Annotated in this window: 10 protein-coding genes; 7 read left to right on the forward strand and 3 right to left on the reverse strand. The window is 42.5% G+C overall.

Annotated features, from left to right (window positions below):
• Nucleotides 1-13: 13 nt before the first annotated feature.
• From OQX62_RS12170 to OQX62_RS12180, 3 genes are read right to left on the reverse strand one after another with little or no spacing between them, the layout of a single operon-like run.
• Nucleotides 14-1,066, reverse strand: a complete 1,053-nt coding sequence (locus OQX62_RS12170; protein WP_265831811.1) for a ferredoxin--NADP reductase — start codon at nt 1,064-1,066, stop codon at nt 14-16.
• A 24-nt stretch (nt 1,067-1,090) separates the two neighbouring features.
• On the reverse strand, nt 1,091-2,449 hold the full coding sequence (locus tag OQX62_RS12175; protein ID WP_265831812.1) for a sensor histidine kinase: 1,359 nt from the start codon (nt 2,447-2,449) through the stop codon (nt 1,091-1,093).
• A gap of 3 nt (nt 2,450-2,452) precedes the next feature.
• Nucleotides 2,453-3,823 (reverse strand): sigma-54-dependent transcriptional regulator, encoded by a 1,371-nt coding sequence (locus OQX62_RS12180; RefSeq protein WP_265831813.1) that lies wholly within the window; start codon nt 3,821-3,823, stop codon nt 2,453-2,455.
• 176 nt (nt 3,824-3,999) lie between these two features.
• Between OQX62_RS12180 and OQX62_RS12185 the strand changes: the two genes are divergently transcribed.
• From OQX62_RS12185 to OQX62_RS12215, 7 genes are read left to right on the forward strand one after another with little or no spacing between them, the layout of a single operon-like run.
• Nucleotides 4,000-5,244: an efflux RND transporter periplasmic adaptor subunit gene (locus OQX62_RS12185; RefSeq protein WP_265831814.1), complete on the forward strand. Its 1,245-nt coding sequence runs from the start codon at nt 4,000-4,002 to the stop codon at nt 5,242-5,244.
• Between the two features lie 35 nt (nt 5,245-5,279).
• Nucleotides 5,280-5,978 carry an ABC transporter ATP-binding protein gene (locus OQX62_RS12190; RefSeq protein ID WP_265831815.1) on the forward strand — a complete coding sequence of 233 codons (699 nt, stop codon included), beginning with the start codon at nt 5,280-5,282 and terminating at the stop codon, nt 5,976-5,978.
• Nucleotides 5,979-6,001: 23 nt separating this feature from the next.
• Nucleotides 6,002-8,374, forward strand: a complete 2,373-nt coding sequence (locus OQX62_RS12195) for an ABC transporter permease (RefSeq protein ID WP_265831816.1) — start codon at nt 6,002-6,004, stop codon at nt 8,372-8,374.
• 18 nt (nt 8,375-8,392) lie between these two features.
• A complete protein-coding gene (locus OQX62_RS12200; protein ID WP_265831817.1) occupies nt 8,393-10,765 on the forward strand; it encodes an ABC transporter permease in 2,373 nt (790 codons plus the stop codon).
• Nucleotides 10,766-10,781: 16 nt separating this feature from the next.
• Complete coding sequence (locus OQX62_RS12205) at nt 10,782-13,145, forward strand: ABC transporter permease (RefSeq protein WP_265831818.1); 2,364 nt, start codon at nt 10,782-10,784, stop codon at nt 13,143-13,145.
• A 20-nt stretch (nt 13,146-13,165) separates the two neighbouring features.
• The gene (locus OQX62_RS12210; protein ID WP_265831819.1) at nt 13,166-15,547 is read left to right on the forward strand and encodes an ABC transporter permease; all 2,382 of its coding nucleotides are present in this window, start codon (nt 13,166-13,168) and stop codon (nt 15,545-15,547) included.
• 18 nt (nt 15,548-15,565) lie between these two features.
• Nucleotides 15,566-17,962 carry an ABC transporter permease gene (locus OQX62_RS12215; RefSeq protein ID WP_265831820.1) on the forward strand — a complete coding sequence of 799 codons (2,397 nt, stop codon included), beginning with the start codon at nt 15,566-15,568 and terminating at the stop codon, nt 17,960-17,962.
• The last annotated feature ends 26 nt before the right edge of the window (nt 17,963-17,988 follow it).

The following is a 17,988-nucleotide window of genomic DNA, read 5'->3' on the forward strand; positions in this document are numbered from 1 at the left end:
TTTCCTTTTCTGCTTATATGACGATTTTGGTATTATTTACTGTAGGGTGTGCGGTGCAGATGAGTACCCGTCCCTGAGCTACTTCTTCATCGGTGAGGATTTCATTATAATCCATTCTGACAGCACCTGAGGTGCAGGTGGAAACACAGGAGCTGCAGATTCCTGCCCTGCAGCTGTAGGGCACATTGATCTGGTGTTCAAGGGCGACCTGCAAAATGCGCTTATACCAGGGTACTTCTAATTGATAGGTATTTTTATTAAACTCGAGAATGACGGTATAGGTATTTTTATCTTTGACTTCTTTCTCGGTCATATCATCATCATCGCCTTCATCTTCCGGAATAAAATAAGTTTCCCTTTTGATCTGATCTAAGCGGAAACCCATTGCCAGGAGCCAGATTCTGCAGGAAACCATATAATCAATCGGACCGCAGGTATAACAGAGTGCGTCAAGCTGATCATATTCCAGGTTTTTTGTAATCAGGTCATTGATCAGAAAACTGTTCAGACGGGCATACTGAATGCGCTTGTTATCACTGAACAAGTAAATCACCTTAAACCTTTCCGGATAAAGCAGCTGCCACTCGTTCAGTTCTTCATAAAATAGCGTCGAGGATTGACTTTTGTTGCTGTAAATTAATACGACCTTTGAGCCTTTTTCTACGGTTAAAGCAGTTTTAATAATGGAGAAAACAGGGGTAATGCCTACACCTGCTGCAAATAAAAATACGGTACGCTGAATATGTGCAACTGGTGAATAGGTGAATACACCGTTTGGTGGTAAAGCGGTAAGCATATCACCCACAGCAGTTTTATGATGTAAGTAGTTGGATATTTCTCCGTTTTCTACCAGTTTCACTGCAATGCTCAATGGTTCGTCTACATCGGGAGAGCTGCATATCGAATAGGACCTGCGTATTTCTTTTCCATTGACCTGGAATAATATGGTAAGGAATTGCCCTGCCAGGTAGGCTGGTCTCATGCCGTCCACCGGTGAAAGCTGGATAAGGACATTGTCTCCGGGTTGTAAAGTGATTGCTGTGATACGTAGTTGCAAAGTGTACATCAATTGCAAAGCTATGGATTTCTCTTATACATAGTTAAAAGCAAGAGAGAATATCGTCTTTTTATATGGAACAGAATTCACTTCCAGACTGCCATAGTGCATTTTCATGATGTTGCGGGTAATCGTGAGGCCTATCCCAGAGCCATTTTTCCTGGTAGTGAAAAAAGGAACGAATATTTTCTCTATCAGATCTGCATCAATGCCTTTGCCATTATCGGACACGTCAATATACAACTTGTTTTGCTGGAGTCTGTAATCAATCTCTATTAAGGGATTTTCAATGTTATCCAATGCGTGAATACTGTTGGTTACCAGGTTAATTAATGCCTGCTCTACCAGTTTCAGGTCTACGTTAATGGTGATCTTTGAAGAGGTTTGTCCCACCACAAGCTTCACGCTCTTTGCTGTGGCAAATGGCTGCATGAGAATTTTGATGTGCTGGAGGATACTGCCGATACTGTGAGATTCCAGTTCAGGGGTAGGCAGTTCGGCAATGAGCCGGTAATCTTTGACGAAGTCGAGCAACCCTTCTGATCTTCTTTTTATCGTTTGTATCGCAGGTTTCAGGTCGTCCAGATCTTCTTTAGCCAGAAAGTCTTTATTGCTGACCATGCTGTTCACTGTATCGGAAAGGGAGCTGATAGGAGTTATGGAGTTTAATATTTCATGAGAGATGACACCGATGAGCCTGTTCCATGCTTCAATTTCTTTTTGCTCTATCTCATCTTTAATGTTCTGGAAGGAGATGATCATATAATTGGAACCGTACAAGTTGAGGGGAATAACTTCTGTGGATAGCTGAATGAGTTTGTCTTCTATTTTGAGTTCCAGAAACCGCTTACCTCCTTTACTGATATTTTCAATTTCCTGGGTGAACACCGGCAGATGCTGTTTTAAACGGTGCCAGTATTTATAGGCCGGCACATTCAGCAACGCTGCTGCGGCTTCATTGAAGAAAGCAATTTCACTTTGACCGGCTGCATTACTGTTTTCTTTGATGACAATAACGCCGACTGGTACCTGCTGTAAGATCGTCTTCATGAGCTGGAATACGGCATCCTGTTCCAGTTGGATATCTTTATGGGTCTTCAGGATTTCATCGAAAGAGCTGTACAGGTCCGGAAAACTCCCTTTGGTGCTTTTATTTTTAAAGTTCAGGGTATGGTCGCGTGTTTTTACGGCAAGGATAAAGCGTTTGATATCGGAACGGATCTGGCTGATGTAATTGTACAGGGAAGTGATGCTGATGATCAGAATGACTGCCACGCCGGCAATAGTGAACCACAGCTCTGTTTTTACACTCAGGTAAACGAGTAATACGGCCAGTATGTTGATGAACAGGAGTTTTGTAATGAGCCGGAAGGTGAAACGCTGGTAAAACATAAGCTAGAGTCCGAATTTTTCTATTCTGCGATAAAGCGCTGCACGGGTGAGCCCTAATTCTGCAGCTGCGCGGGAAATGTTACCCTTATGGTGCTCTATGGCTTTTTGTACCATCATTTTTTCCATTTCTTCCAGGTCTAGCGGAACAGCGGCCTGGTTACTGCTGCCAAATCGCTGGGGACTCAGCTGAAGATCATCTGTGCTGATTTCCAGTCCTTCGGCCATGATGATTGCCCGCTCTATCACGTGTTGCAATTCGCGTACATTGCCCGGCCAGTGATAGTTCAGTAAAAGCTGTGCAGCTTTGTCATTGATCCTGCTGATATTTTTATGGTATTTGGTACTGAAAGTGTGCAGGAAATGATTGGCAAGGAGTAAAATATCTTCTGCCCGCTGATGTAAGGGCGGGAGCATAAACTCTACAGTGTTGATCCGGAAAAGCAAATCCTGGCGGAAAGTACCTTTCGCTACCATTTCATTTAGGGGCATATTGGTGGCCGTGATCAGTCTTACGTTTACCTTACGTTCCCTGCTTTCGCCGAGGCGGGTCACTGTCCGGTTTTGCAGCACTGTTAACAGTTTAGATTGTAATGGCATCGATAGATTGCCTATCTCATCCAGAAATATGGTGCCGTTGTCTGCCAGTTCAAACCTGCCCGGCCGGTCGTCCCTGGCGTCTGTAAATGCACCCTTTGCGTAACCGAACAATTCGCTTTCAAAAAGGTTTTCATTCAGTGAGCCGAGGTCTACATGCATAAAAATATGGTTTTTACGGAGGGAATGTTTATGCAGTTCATAAGCAAAGACCTGTTTTCCGGTGCCATTTTCTCCCAGAATGAGCACATTCGCATCTGTCGGTGCCACCTTTAACAAGGTATGCTGCAGCTGTTTAATTGGTGCAGAACTGCCAATAATGTTTTCAAATTTTCTGGCCAGATCTGTCTGCATGGAAGAATGAATCTTCTCCAGTTTCTTCACTTTTTTGGTCGAACTCCTTAATTTGGAAGCGGCGGAAAGTGTAGCATAAAGTTTTTCATTTTCCCAGGGTTTCAGGATAAAATCCGTAGCCCCTTTTTTGATGGCCTGCACGGCCAGCTCCACATTCCCATAGGCTGTCATGAGGATGACCACATAATCTTTATCAATTGACAGGATATGCTCGAGCCAGTAAAGCCCCTCTCTGCCATCGCTGGTACCTTTCTGGTAATTCATATCCAACAGGATAATATCAATATCATTATGACTGAGCAGGACATTGATTTCTTTGGGCGATTTACAGATCACCACCTGCTTGAAATGCTGCTTCAGAAAGAGCTTTGCGCTCAGCAGGATATCATCGTCATCATCAATTACTAAAACGTTCGCTTCTGTCATATGCTAAAGATTTCTTCAAAAATATAGGAAACTGTCCGATGTTGTACATCAACTGTCCGATAACGAACGGTATTTGTAATTTAATATACATAATCAATTGATAAACAGTAATTTAAATATGTAATTTCGGTTTGGCATATCCTTGGCATAGTGCTGTTCATATCACAAGGATTACAATGGATAAGATTATAGAAAAAAAGAGGTTTAGTAAAAAAATGATTTTTATGGTCATAGGCGGCGTATTGCTTTTCACGCTGGTTGCTTATGGTTATAGTTTATCATTAAATAAAGTATATAAAGCTGATGCAGATAAACTAACGGTGAGTAAAGTAGCTTATGGTGATTTTGAAGATGTCGTATTACTGAACGCCAGTGTAGTGCCATTGACCTCGGTGATTGTGAGTTCTCCGGAAGGCGGCACGGTAGCGGAAATTTTTACGGAGAACGGAGCAAGTGTGGTGAAGGGTACACCTTTGCTGCGGATTGCCAATCCAAATGCGCTATCAGGTTATACCGCAAGTGAAACAAGTATTACGGAACAGATTAATCAGTTACGTAAGGTGAGGCTGGACCTGGAGCAGAACCAGCGGGTAATGGCTCAGGATATGATGGTAATTGAGAATGCGTTGCGAACAGCCAGCAGGAAGTATAAGATAGATAGCACGCTTTTCGCTAAAAAAGTGATTACCAGAGAAGAATTTAATAATTCGAGCCAGGATTACGAATATAACCGCGGCAGAAAGGATATCATGAAAGTAGCCCTCAAACAGGAAAATCAGAGCAGGGTGATGCAGCTGCACCAAATAGATGTGTCTGTGTTAAGAATGAATGAGAGCCTGGAAACGATCCGGCAGAATATTGAAAACATGACCATCAAAGCGCCTGTTTCCGGTCGCTTATCTTCTTACGATCCCGTGATTGGAAAATCCTATAATGCGAATGAAATGCTGGGTAAAATTGATGTGATGCAGGGTTATAAACTGCAGGCCGGCGTAGATGAATATTATATCAACAGGGTAAAAGAAGGACAGTCGGCCAATTGTGAGTTTAACGGTAAGACCTATAAACTGACTGTCAGAAAAGTGATTCCGGAGGTAACTGCGGGTCAGTTTCAGGTGGAACTTGTTTTTGAAGGAAAATCACCTGATGAATTGAGAAGAGGGTTATCTTTACAAGTAAAGCTTACGCTTTCTGACAATAGCAAGTCATTGCTGCTGGCACAGGGACAGTTCTTTCAGAGTACCGGCGGATCATGGGTATTTGTAGTAAAGGACGGTAAAGCGGAAAAAAGAAACGTGAAGATTGGACGGAAGAACTATCAGTATTATGAAATAATGGATGGCCTGCATCAGAATGAAGAAGTCATTACCTCGTCGTACGATCAGTTCAATCAGTATGACGTGATAGAAATCAGTAAATAAGATATACAGCATATAAAAATATAAATCATCAGACAATGATAAAAATTGAGAACCTGGAAAAAGTTTACAAAACAGAAGAAGTAGAAACTACGGCATTAAACGGAATAAATATGCATGTGAAAACCGGAGAGTTTGTGTCCATTATGGGTCCTTCGGGTTGCGGTAAATCTACTTTGCTTAATGTAATGGGGCTGCTGGACAAACCGGAGAGCGGGAGCTATAAGTTCCTGGAAACGGAACTGTTAACGATGAATGACAGGGAACGGTCTAATTTCCGCAAGCAGAATATGGGTTTTGTGTTCCAGAATTTTAATCTGATTGACGAACTGACGGTGTTTGAAAATATTGAATTACCGCTGATTTATAACAAGGTAGCGGCAGGAGAGCGCAAACGTTTGGTGAATGAGATCATTGAGCGGATGAATATTGTTAACAGGAGCGGCCATTTTCCGCAGCAGTTATCAGGCGGACAGCAGCAGCGTGTAGCAGTAGCCCGTGCATTGGTGACCAAGCCGAAACTGGTACTGGCGGATGAGCCAACGGGTAACCTGGACAGTTCTCATGGTAACGAGGTAATGGAATTATTGTGTGAGCTGAATGAGCAGGGAACAACCATCGTAATGGTTACCCACTCGTCTCATGACGCAAGTTTTTCCAACCGGATCATTAACCTGAAAGATGGTCACGTGATCTCAGAGAAAATCAATAAGAGCCGCACTGAAGAACTCATCTAATATTCACCAGAAACACTTCAAACATGTTTAAGCTCAACTTTAAAATAGCCTTAAGAAATCTCTGGAGAAACAGAACTTCTTCTCTTATCAATATCAGCGGGCTGGCCATAGGTTTAGCTGCATGTTTGCTCTTGCTATTGTATGTATCCTATGAATGGAGTTATGATAAACAGGGAAAGTACAGTGAACAGGTATACCAGGTGCTGACCAATTATATTGCCGTTAACGGAGAAATTGATGCTACAGGTGATGCCACAGGCAATGCTATCGGTCCGGTTTTAAAGCAGGATTATCCGGGAGTTTCGTCAGTGACACGCATCAGTGAAGAAGGGAAGCAACTGATTGCCAACGGAACATCCAGTTTCAAAATGAACGCTTTTTTTGCAGATCCGGATATCCTGAACATACTACCTTATACTTTCATCTACGGGGATGCTAAAACCGCGATGGACGCCCCGAATAACGTGATCCTGACAGAAAGTACAGCAAAGCTTTTATTCGGGACGGCAGATGTGCTGAATAAATCTATCCGCTATATGGACACCACGGATCTGAAAATCACAGGTGTGGTTGAAGATATACCAGAGAATTCCTCCAGCCGTTTCGATTACCTGATGCCATGGGCCTTAAATGTGCAGCTGAACAGTTATGCGGGAACTTTAGGGTGGACAAATAACAACTGGGTAACGCTGGTGAAACTGGCACCGGGAACAGACGTAGCTGAGCTGAACAAAAGTATTAAAGGCTTGATTATTAAAAATGAACCCAGGGCTTTTGCTTCGCCTTTTCTCTTTCCCCTGAGTAAATATCACCTGTATGGCACTTTTACAAAAGGGAAAAACACCGGAGGAAAAATTGAGCAGGTGCGTTTATTTATGGGGCTGGCCATTGGAATTTTATTAATTGCCTGTATTAATTTCATGAATATGGCGACCGCCAAATCGGAGAAACGTGCTAAAGAGGTAGGTATTAAAAAGACAATAGGTGCAACCAGAGGCAGTCTGATCAGTCAGTTTTTAATGGAATCAGTGGTGCTGACCATCTGCAGTGCAGTAATGGCTATTGCCTTAATTGAAATCTGCCTGCCGTCTTTTAATCATCTTCTCGGTATAGAACTGCGTATTACGTACTCCAATCCTATGGTATGGATTTGTATTGCTGCTGTGGTTTTGCTGACAGGTTTAGTTTCGGGGAGTTATCCCGCCTTTTACTTGTCAGGTTTTAACCCGATTCAGATGCTGAAAAAGAAAAACTTCAAAAAAGGTTGGTCGGCCATAAGTTTGCGGCAGTTGCTGGTAGTAGGTCAGTTTAGCTTTGCCATCGTACTGATTATTGCTACTGCGGTAATTTATCAGCAAATCCAGTTTATTAAAAACAGGCCTGTAGGTTACAATATCAGCGAACTGGTAGAGATGCCGCAGGAAGGCCAACTGGACACCAGGTTTGACTTGCTGAAAGATAAGTTATTAAAATCCGGCGCAGTTGAAAGCGTGTATAAATCTTCCGGCAGCATGTCTCGTGCAAGTTCCAACTTTTGGGGACTGCAGTGGCCGGGTTCTACGGAGGCAGATAAAAACATCACTTTCAATCAGATTGCCACAACTTATGATTTTATTAAAACTACAGGTGTAAAACTGGTACAGGGCAGGGATTTTTCACCTGAGTTTGCTTCCGATTCTGCAGCTGTATTGCTGAGCACTTCGGCAGTAAAACTGATGAACTTAAAAAATCCTATTGGTCAGGTATTAACTAAATGGGACCGTAAATGTACAGTGGTTGGTGTTTTTGAAGATTTCATATGGAGCTCGCCGCTACGTAAACAACATCCGATGATGGTGTCATTTGATAAACAATGGAGTTCCAAAGTGACGATGAAATTAAATAGTGCGCATCAGCCTGCAGAGAATATAGCTGTCATTGAGCGGATTACTAAAGAGCTGAATCCTGCCTATCCTGTGGAGATCAGTTTTGTGGATCAGCTGTATGCAGAAAAGTTAAAAAGTCAGAAGATATTAAGCGTGTTATCCAATTTATTTGGCGGACTGGCAGTTTTTATATCCTGCATGGGCCTGTTTGGTCTGGCGTCTTATAGTGCTGAGCAAAGAACAAAGGAGATTGGCGTAAGAAAAGTACTCGGTGCGTCGGTTGCCAGCCTGATCCAGCTCCTTTCTTTAAGTTTTATAAAAATGGTAGTGATAGCGATCATTATTGCGGTGCCTGCAGCAAATTATATCATGGACAGGTGGTTGAAAAGTTTCGATTTTCATACCCATGTGAGTTGGATGATTATTGTGCTGGCTGCGGCAGGTACTATGGGCATTGCGCTGCTGACCGTGAGCTTGCAGGCATACCGGGCGGCAAAGGCGAATCCGGTTGATGCGCTTAAATATGAATAAATTTTAAATCCTACAGCTATGTTTAAGTTAAACTTTAAAATTGCGCTCCGGAATATCTGGAGAAACAGGACTTCTTCACTGATCAATATCAGCGGACTGGCTATAGGTTTAGCAGCCTGTTTGCTGTTACTGCTGTATGTTGCCTATGAATGGAGTTTCGACAGGCAGTGGAAAGATGCTGAGCAGATTTACCAGGTTATGACGAACAGGGAGAGTGCGAACGGAGGCATTGAAGAAAGTAGCTGGAGTACAGGAAATACGGTTGGGCCAGTGCTCAAACAAGAATATCCTGTTGTAAAAGCAATGGCCAGGATGAGCTGGGATGCACCTACGTTGATTGCTAACGGGACGAACAGCTTTAAAAGGAAAGCGAGGTTTGCCGATGCCGATATACTTAAAATTTTCAGTTTTACTTTTATATCCGGGAATGCGGAGACGGCTTTAAGTTCGCCCGGGAATGTGGTGCTGACGGAATCCACTGCGCGGGTATTATTTGGTCAGACAGATGTGCTGAACAGGACTGTACGCTTTGATGATAAAAGGGAGATGAAAATAACCGGGGTGATCAAAGATCCCTTAAAAAACACCTCAGTCGGGTTCGACTACCTCCTGCCATGGTCGCTCTACGAGTCTTTGAACGATTGGGTAAAGGAACCTTCATGGACAAATTATAACTGGACAACATTGGTAAGGCTGGATCCCCAAGCGGATGTAGCGGAATTGAATGAAAGTGTAAAAGGCCTGATGGAAAGACATGAGCCTGATGCCAAAGCGGCTATATTTTTATATCCATTGTACAAATTGCATCTGCATGGTGATTTTATAAATGGTAAACCAGTAGGGGGTAAAATAGAGCAGGTACGTTTGTTTATGGGGCTGGCGATTGGGATTCTGTTGATAGCCTGTATTAATTTTATGAATATGGCGACTGCGAAATCAGAACGCCGTGGCAAAGAAGTTGGGATTAAAAAAACGATTGGTGCTTCACGTGGCAGTCTGGTGGGCCAGTTCCTGATGGAATCGCTGGTGCTGACTGCTTTTAGTGCGGTGATGGCGGTGGTATTGATCGAGTTATGCCTTCCTTATTTTAATGGTATGCTGGGCATCAATCTCAGTATCAATTATGCTAATGCGGCTATCTGGTTGGGTATCGCATTCATTGTAGTGCTGACTGGTTTAATTGCAGGAAGTTATCCGGCATTTTATCTTTCTTCTTTCAATCCTGTTCAGATCCTCAAGAAAAGGAATTTTAACAGGCGTATGCTTAATTTCAGTATGCGCCAGGTGCTGGTAGTGGGACAGTTCAGTTTTGCCGTGATCCTGATAATTGCGACCATAGTTATTTATAAACAGATACAATTTATTAAAAACCGTCCTATTGGCTACCAGATTAACCAGCTGGTCGAGATGCCGCAGGATGGTACTCTATATGACAAATTTGATTTGCTGAAACATCAGCTGCTTCGTTCGGGTGCGGTAACATCCTTATATCAGTCGTCCGCCACCTTATCACGTGACGGCTCCAGTTTCTGGGGCATGGAATGGCCGGGATCTACGGAAGCGGATAAATTGCTGAATTTCGATCAGCTGGCGACTACCTATGATTTTGTAAAAACTACAGGTGTTAAACTGATTGCCGGGCGGGATTTCTCGCCGGAGTTTGCTTCAGATACTGCTGCGTTGCTGCTCAACAGGGCTGCAGTGGAACGGATGAACCTCAAAAATCCTATTGGGACTGTGGTGCAGTACCATGGGGTGAGCACGACAATCGTTGGCATCTTCGATAATTTTATCTGGGGTTCACCCGCAAAAAATGCGAAACCTATGGCAGTAGCTTTTAACAAGGGCTGGAGCGGGTTGATTACAATGCGGCTGAATGCAGCCCATCCTCCGGCAGAAAACCTGGCTACTATTGAGCGGGTAGTTAAATCTATCAATCCTGCCTATCCTGTTGAACTGAATTTTGTAGACCGCCTGTATGCGGAAAAGCTGAAAACCGAAAAAGTGCTGGGCATCCTGTCTAATCTTTTTGGCGGATTGGCGGTATTTATTTCCTGCCTGGGTCTTTTTGGCCTTGCGGCCTACAGTGCGGAGCAGCGGACAAAAGAGATTGGGGTAAGGAAAGTGTTGGGGGCCTCTGTTGGCAGCCTGATGCAATTACTTTCTGTAAGCTTTTTGAAAATGGTCACTATAGCCATTTTTATTGCTGTACCGCTGGCGATATATATCATGAATAGCTGGCTGAAAGGATATGATATACATACGACGATCAGCTGGATGATCATTTTATATGCCGCTGCGGGTACTTTAATGATTGCTTTGCTTACCGTGAGCTTTCAGGCTTACCGGGCAGCGAGAGCCAATCCTGTTGATGCGTTAAAATACGAATAAGCTTTAATAAATAGATATGTTCAGATTAAACTTAAAAATCGCTTTGCGGAATCTATGGAAGAACAAGGTTTCCTCCTTCATTAATGTGATAGGCCTCGCGATAGGACTGGCTGCTTGTTTACTGCTGCTGATCTATGTTGTCTATGAATGGAATTTCGACAAACAAGCCAAAAATGCAGCTGATGTGCATATTATACTTACGCATGTTCGCGATGACAGTGGAAAGGTATTGATGACTTTTGATGGTAGCACTACTGCATTGGCACCCCTGATTAAATCGGAAGTCCCGGAAATCAAATCCATCTGCAGAATGAATTATGGGGGAATAAATCTGATTGCAAACAAGGAGAACAGTTTTAAAAGAAACGCAAAATTTGCTGAGCCTGATATCCTTAAAATGTATGACTATCAATTTATCGCTGGTGATGTCCGTACGGCCTTGCAGCAGCCAAAATCAGTTATATTGACCGAATCTACTGCAAATATTTTATTTGGATCTGTTGAGGTATTAAATAAAACTGTTCGTTATCAGGATAAGTTTGATCTGACGGTTACCGGAGTGGTAAAAGATCTGCCGGATAACAGTTCCAATAAATTTGATTACCTGATGCCATGGTCTTTTTATGAAATGGTGGATACGGATGCCAGGAATCTTAATTTTAACAATTTCAGTTACAAAACGCTGGTTCTCCTCCATCCGGATGCAAACCTGGCAGAGGTAAACAAAAAGATAGCGCTGCTGGTTAAAAATAAAAATGCAAATGAAACCCATTTTTTATATCCGTTGACAAAAATGCATTTGTATGGCAAATTTGAAGAGGGAAAAAATGTTGGTGGAGCAATAGAACAGATCTGGTTATTCATGGGACTTGCATTTGGGATATTACTGATTGCGTGCGTTAATTTTATGAATATGGCGACTGCCAAATCTGAAAAGCGGTCAAAAGAAGTAGGCATTAAAAAGACAATAGGTGCAACACGACAATCCCTGATTGCCCAGTTTCTCACGGAGTCTATGGTATTAACATTAGTCAGTGTGGTGATTGCGATTGTATTGATGGAGATTTTGTTGCCTACATTTAACAACCTGCTGAATATACAGCTTACACTTACTTATTTCAATGTTAAATATTGTGCTGGCATTGTAGTGATTGTATTAATGACCGGATTAATAGCAGGAAGTTATCCCGCATTTTATCTGTCATCTTTCAACCCGATTCAAACGTTAAAGCGTAAAATTAAAGGAAAGGGTTTCTCGTTAAGCCTGAGGCAGGTGTTGATTATCGGGCAATTCTGTTTTACCATAGTACTGATGATCTCTACGCTGGTGATCTACAAGCAAATTGAATATATAAAAAATAAACCTATTGGGGCCGACTTAAATCACCTGGTTCAAATGCCGCAGGATGGTGCATTGGCGACCAAATTTGATTTGTTTAAAGCGCAGTTGCTTAGCTCTGGTGCGGTGTCTGGCGTTTTTCAGTCCTCTACCAGTTTAATTCACCATGATCAAAATTTTAGTGGTTTAGAGTGGCCGGGTATGTTACAACGGCAAAATATTATCTTGTTTAACCGCGTCATCACGACCTACGATTTTATCAAAACAAGCGGCCTGAAACTTTTGCAGGGAAGAGATTTTTCGGAAAAGTTTGCTTCCGATAGCGGCGCCGTATTGGTGAGTTCATCTGCAGTGAAAACTATGGGCCTGAAAAATCCCGTAGGAACGATCCTCAAGCGTAATGGATACCATTCAACGATAATTGGTGTTTTTGAAGATTATGTATGGGATTCTCCTTACCAGGGGAATAACCCTATGATCGTTTATTTTGGCAAAAAGGAGACTGGTGTGGTTACCATGAGGTTAAATCCACAAAATAGCCTGCATGATAATATCAGCAAGATTGAAAACATTGCTAAGGAACTAAACCCCGCTTATCCAGCAGAAATCAAATTTACCAATTCAGCTTATGCAGATTTATTTCAAAAGGAACAACGGATGGGGATTTTGTCTAACCTGTTTGGTGGACTGGCCATATTTATCTCCTGCCTGGGTTTATTCGGGCTGGCGACTTACAGCGCGGAGCAGCGGACCAAAGAATTCGGTGTGAGAAAAGTGCTGGGGGCTTCGGTATATAGCCTGATGCAGTTGCTGTCCTTATCATTTATTAAAATGATAGTTATGGCTATTTTTCTTGCCGTACCGCTGGCTTATTATGTGATGGATGTATGGTTGCAGCAATTCGAATTTCGCACTGGTATATCCTGGTGGATTATTGTGACTGCGGGTGCCGGAACCTTGGCGGTCGCTATTCTAACAGTTAGTTATCAGGCCTATAAAACTGCTGTTGCGAATCCTGTTGACGCATTAAAATACGAATAACCTTTTTTAACGCTTAAATTATGTTCAGATTAAACTTTAAAATTGCTTTGCGAAACCTGTGGAAGAACAAGGGCTATGCTTTTATCAATATAGCTGGTTTATCTGTAGCGATGGCCAGCTGTATACTGATTTTTATATTTATCAGGTATCAGTTAAGCTACGATGATTTTGAAAATAAGGATCGCATTTATCGTGTGGTGAGTAACTGGGATACGGGCAGTTCAACTGAGGGGTCTCAAGGAGTTCCTGTTCCTCTTGTTAGTGCTGTGCGTGCTAAATTTCCGCAGCTGGAGAAGGTGGCGGCAATCAAACGTGTTGGCGGAATAATTAAAGTTGCTGACCTGTCTGGCAAAACTAACTTTAAGGAAGAGACTGAGGTTTTTTATGCGGAGCCTGAGCTCTTTGCAATTTTTAAATTAAAGTGGCTGACGGAAATGCCTTCTGCAGCGTTACAGGAACCGAATACAGTAGCATTGTCAAGGAAAAAGGCTGTGCTGTATTTTGGTACATGGACTAGTGCTGTGGGTAAGATCATACGATTTAAAGATAAAATGGGCCTTAAAGTGTCTGGTGTATTTGACGACATTCCTGATAACAGCAGCTACCCTTTTAATCTGATGGTCAGTTATGCAACTAATCCTAATAAAAACGACGGAAACTGGAGTTATGTCAGTTCTGCTTCAGAATGTTATATTTTACTTAAAAAGGGCGTAAGGCCAGCTGATCTTGAAGCCGGTATGAAGAAATTCAGTGCTCAGGTCTATAAAAAAGAAGAACATACCTATCACAGTATACAAGCGCTGAGTGATGTGCATTACAATGACCATTATGGTAATTTTGCACATGATATTATGGAGAAAAAGGATATTTATGGTCTTTCTGTTATCGGTGTTTTTTTATTGCTGACGGCCTGTATCAATTTCATCAACCTGGCTACAGCGCAGGCCATAGGCAGGTCTAAAGAAGTAGGCATTCGTAAGGTAATGGGCAGTGACCGCAAACAGCTGGTTGTTCAGTTTCTTGGTGAAACACTGGCGATAAGTATAATAGCGATGCTGTTTGCCTGTGCGCTGACAGAGGTTGCCCTTCCTTATATGCAGCACCTGTTCGATGAAAAGATTTCCTTCAGCCTGTTTTCTCATCCGGTCATTTTCGTCTTTCTCATCACGCTAGTGTTGCTTGTCAGTTTCCTGGCGGGTTTTTATCCGGCCCTGATCATGTCTGGTTTCAGTCCTGCACTGGCGATTAAAAACAAATTGACTGCCAGCAATACCGGGGGATTGGGTTTACGAAAAATATTAGTTGTAGTTCAGTTCACAGTTACGGTAGTTCTGGTTATTTCTACTCTTGTAGTGATGAATCAGATGAGTTATATGCGTCAAAAGCCGCTGGGTTATCATCCTGATGCTGTAAGTTTGGTCACTTTGCCGGGGGATAGCCTGAGTCAGCTCAAAGCTGCGAATCTAAAAGAGCGTTTGCTGCTGATACCAGGAGTCAAAAATATCAGTTTTTGTAAGGATGGACCATCTTCCTACAATGTTTACGAAACGGAATTTTCGCTCAATGGATTAAAGAACAAGGATTTTCAGGTCAGGATAATGTATGCAGATGAGCGTTATTTTGATGTGTTTGGATTGAAGATGGTTGCCGGGAAGCCGCTTGCAAAAAGTGATACTGTAAATGGCTACGTAGTGAACGAAACTTTTCTGACCAAGCTCAACATTACAGATCCTGAAACAGCATTAGGTAAATTACTGGATATGAACGGCAGTAAGGCGCCAATTGTGGGCGTGACAAAAGACTTTAATGACCTTTCTTTACGTGAAAAAATATCCCCTATAGCTATCGCTTCCGGAAAAGACGATTATTATAGTATTGCCATAAAGATGGAAAGCAGGCAGATGATGCCGGCAATGAAGGCTGTTGAAGCGCTTTGGAATACCGCTTTTCCCGATCATGTTTACGATTCGAAATTTATCAATAATGAGATCAGTGGATATTACAGTACGGAAAAGGTGATGGGTGTTTTGTTCAGGACCTTTTCAATGGTTATTATCTTTATCGCTTTCACAGGCTTATTTGGTCTGATCTCTTTTGTCGCCGCTCAGCGCACCAGGGAGGTCGCGATCAGGAAAGTGCTGGGCGCATCTACGCTGGAGCTCGTACAACTGTTAAATGGTTCTTTTTTACTCATGGTATTCATTGCAAACCTGATTGCCTGGCCGCTTGCCTACGTATTTGTCGGGAAATGGCTTGATGGTTATGCTTACAGGATCACTTTAGGTATCTGGCCATTTGCGATAGCGATGTTGATTTCTATGGGTATTACGCTGATCACAGTAAGTTTACGGTCATACAAAGCAGCGCAAACCAATCCAGTGGATGCTTTAAAATACGAATAACCCTTTAACCACATACAGATGTTTAAACTGAATCTCAAAATCGCATTGCGTAATCTCTGGAAAAATAAAGGTTATACTTTTATAAACATTGCCGGACTTTCCATTGGTATGGCAGGTTGTATCCTGATATTTATTTTCATTAGCTACCAGTTGAGTTATGACCAGCAGTTTAAACACAAGGACAGGATTTACCGTGTGGTTTCTTACTGGAAATATGCAGACGGAGAAGAGTTTTCCAGAGGTGTGCCTCAACCACTAGTACCTGCCATGCGAAATGATTTCGCCATGCTGGATCAGGTAGCCGCTATACAGCGCAGCGGTGGTGTAATTAAAGTGAAAGATGAGCAGGGTAACATCAGGCTTAAAACTGACGAACGGGCGTTTTTTGTAGAGCCGTCTTTCTTTAAAATATTTGATTATCAGTGGTTGCAGGGGGATCCGGAAAAGGGACTGGCCACACCAAATACTGTAGCTTTGTCACAGGAGATGGCCACTAAACTATTTGGCGACTGGCATAAGGCTGTTGGTCAGGTGATCAATTACAGGAATAAAACTGATCTGAAAGTGACCGGAGTTTTTGCCGATCTGCCGGAAAACAATAGCAATCCTATCAAAATTGCAATTGCTTATGCAGGTTATGAAAGCAGGAATGCTAAAAACTGGGCTGCTGTAGCTGATGCTTCAGAATGTTATGTATTATTGAAAGAAGGGGCGGATGTGGATGCACTAAGAACGCCTATGGCTGCTTTTATTAAAAAATACTATGTAGAAAAGGGCGTTGGAGAAGAAAATCATTTTTTTCAGCCCCTGTCTGAGATTCATAAAGATCAGCGTTACGGAAATATTGCCAATAAAATTACCGGAATGAGTGAGATTTACGGACTGATGGTAATTGGCTTGTTCCTGATGATCACAGCCTGTATTAACTTCATTAATCTGGCTACGGCGCAGGCCGTGAGTCGTTCTAAAGAAGTTGGCGTTAGAAAAGTAATGGGTAGCAGGCGTAAGGAACTGGTTGTTCAGTTTTTGACAGAAACGATGACGTTAACGGTAATCGCCCTTTTGCTGGCTTGTGCAGTTACAGAAGCTGTTATGCCTCGTATGGCAGCTTTATTTCAGGAAAAACTGTCTTTCAGTCTATTTCAGGAGCCGGTGATTTTTCTTTTTATGTTAGGTCTGGTTTTGTTTGTTGGCTTCCTGGCCGGTTTTTATCCTGCATTGGTGATGTCTGGATTTAGTCCGGCGCTGGCCATCAAAAACAAGATCAGTATGGGTAATTCTGGTGGTGGTAACTTGCGGAAAATCCTGGTTATTGTTCAGTTTGCCATTACGATAATCCTGATTACCGGTACGCTGGTCATACTACAGCAAATGAAGTATATGCGCGAGAAACCTTTGGGTTTCAATCCTTCTGCGATTTCTCTAATCGATCTGCCGGGAGATAGTTTAAGCATACTGAAGTATGATATCCTGAAGACCAGGATTTTGACTATTCCCGGTGTGCGTTCTGCTGCATTATGTACCAGCGGACCATCTTCTGAGGATAATTCTTTTAGCAATTTCAGCTTTGGAAGTAGTAAGGATGCGGATTTCCAGGTAAATGTGAAGTCCGGGGACCAGGATTATATTAAAACTTTCGGTTTACAGCTGATTGCTGGCAGGGGTTTATCCCGAAGTGATACATTGAATGAATTTGTAGTGAATGAAACTTTGCTGCGGAAACTAAATATGAAAGATCCGGAGCAGGCCATAGGAAAGTTGATTCATCTTGGCGGTGGCAGATATAGTGCACCGGTAGTTGGTGTGGTAAAAGATTTCAATAATATGAATTTAAGAGAGGCCATTTCACCGATCCTCCTTTTTTCCAGTAAAGCCCATGCGGAATCTATCGCTGTAAAAATGGATGCCCGTCAGCTGCCTGCAGTCATGAAAGAAGTGGAAGTGATGTGGAATTCGTATTTTCCCGACTATGTTTACGACTCACATTTTATGGATGACAATATTAGTAAATATTACGAAAGCGAGCAAGTGATGGGTACACTATTTAAGGTATTTGCAGGGGTGATTATCTTTATTTCCTTTATCGGATTATTCGGGCTGATCTCATTTGTGGCTACTCAGCGTACAAAAGAGATGGCAATCAGAAAAGTGCTGGGTGCCTCTACTTTTGAGCTGATCAGGATGCTGAATACATCATTTATTCTCCTTGTTTTCTTTGCCAACCTGGTCGCCCTTCCTATTGCCTATATATTTGTTTCCAAATGGCTGACCCGCTATACTTACCGGATTGAGATGAGCATCTGGCCTTTCGTAATTGCAATGCTGATCTCTATGGTGATTACATTAATTACGGTAAGTTTAAGGTCTTATCGCGTAGCAAAAACAAATCCTATCGACGCGCTGAAGTATGAGTAGCGTGTGATTGCCAGAATTTTATAAAC

This window comes from Pedobacter sp. MR2016-24 (genome assembly GCF_026239655.1).
In the GTDB taxonomy this organism is placed as follows: domain Bacteria; phylum Bacteroidota; class Bacteroidia; order Sphingobacteriales; family Sphingobacteriaceae; genus Pedobacter.

Excerpts from the sequence above, each read along its gene's own strand:
- OQX62_RS12170 (WP_265831811.1), bottom strand. The coding sequence starts at position 1,066 with ATGTACACTTTGCAACTACGTATCACAGCAATCACTTTACAACCCGGA.
- OQX62_RS12175 (WP_265831812.1), bottom strand. The coding sequence starts at position 2,449 with ATGTTTTACCAGCGTTTCACCTTCCGGCTCATTACAAAACTCCTGTTC.
- OQX62_RS12180 (WP_265831813.1), bottom strand. The coding sequence starts at position 3,823 with ATGACAGAAGCGAACGTTTTAGTAATTGATGATGACGATGATATCCTG.
- OQX62_RS12185 (WP_265831814.1), top strand. The coding sequence starts at position 4,000 with ATGGATAAGATTATAGAAAAAAAGAGGTTTAGTAAAAAAATGATTTTT.
- OQX62_RS12190 (WP_265831815.1), top strand. The coding sequence starts at position 5,280 with ATGATAAAAATTGAGAACCTGGAAAAAGTTTACAAAACAGAAGAAGTA.
- OQX62_RS12195 (WP_265831816.1), top strand. The coding sequence starts at position 6,002 with ATGTTTAAGCTCAACTTTAAAATAGCCTTAAGAAATCTCTGGAGAAAC.
- OQX62_RS12200 (WP_265831817.1), top strand. The coding sequence starts at position 8,393 with ATGTTTAAGTTAAACTTTAAAATTGCGCTCCGGAATATCTGGAGAAAC.
- OQX62_RS12205 (WP_265831818.1), top strand. The coding sequence starts at position 10,782 with ATGTTCAGATTAAACTTAAAAATCGCTTTGCGGAATCTATGGAAGAAC.
- OQX62_RS12210 (WP_265831819.1), top strand. The coding sequence starts at position 13,166 with ATGTTCAGATTAAACTTTAAAATTGCTTTGCGAAACCTGTGGAAGAAC.
- OQX62_RS12215 (WP_265831820.1), top strand. The coding sequence starts at position 15,566 with ATGTTTAAACTGAATCTCAAAATCGCATTGCGTAATCTCTGGAAAAAT.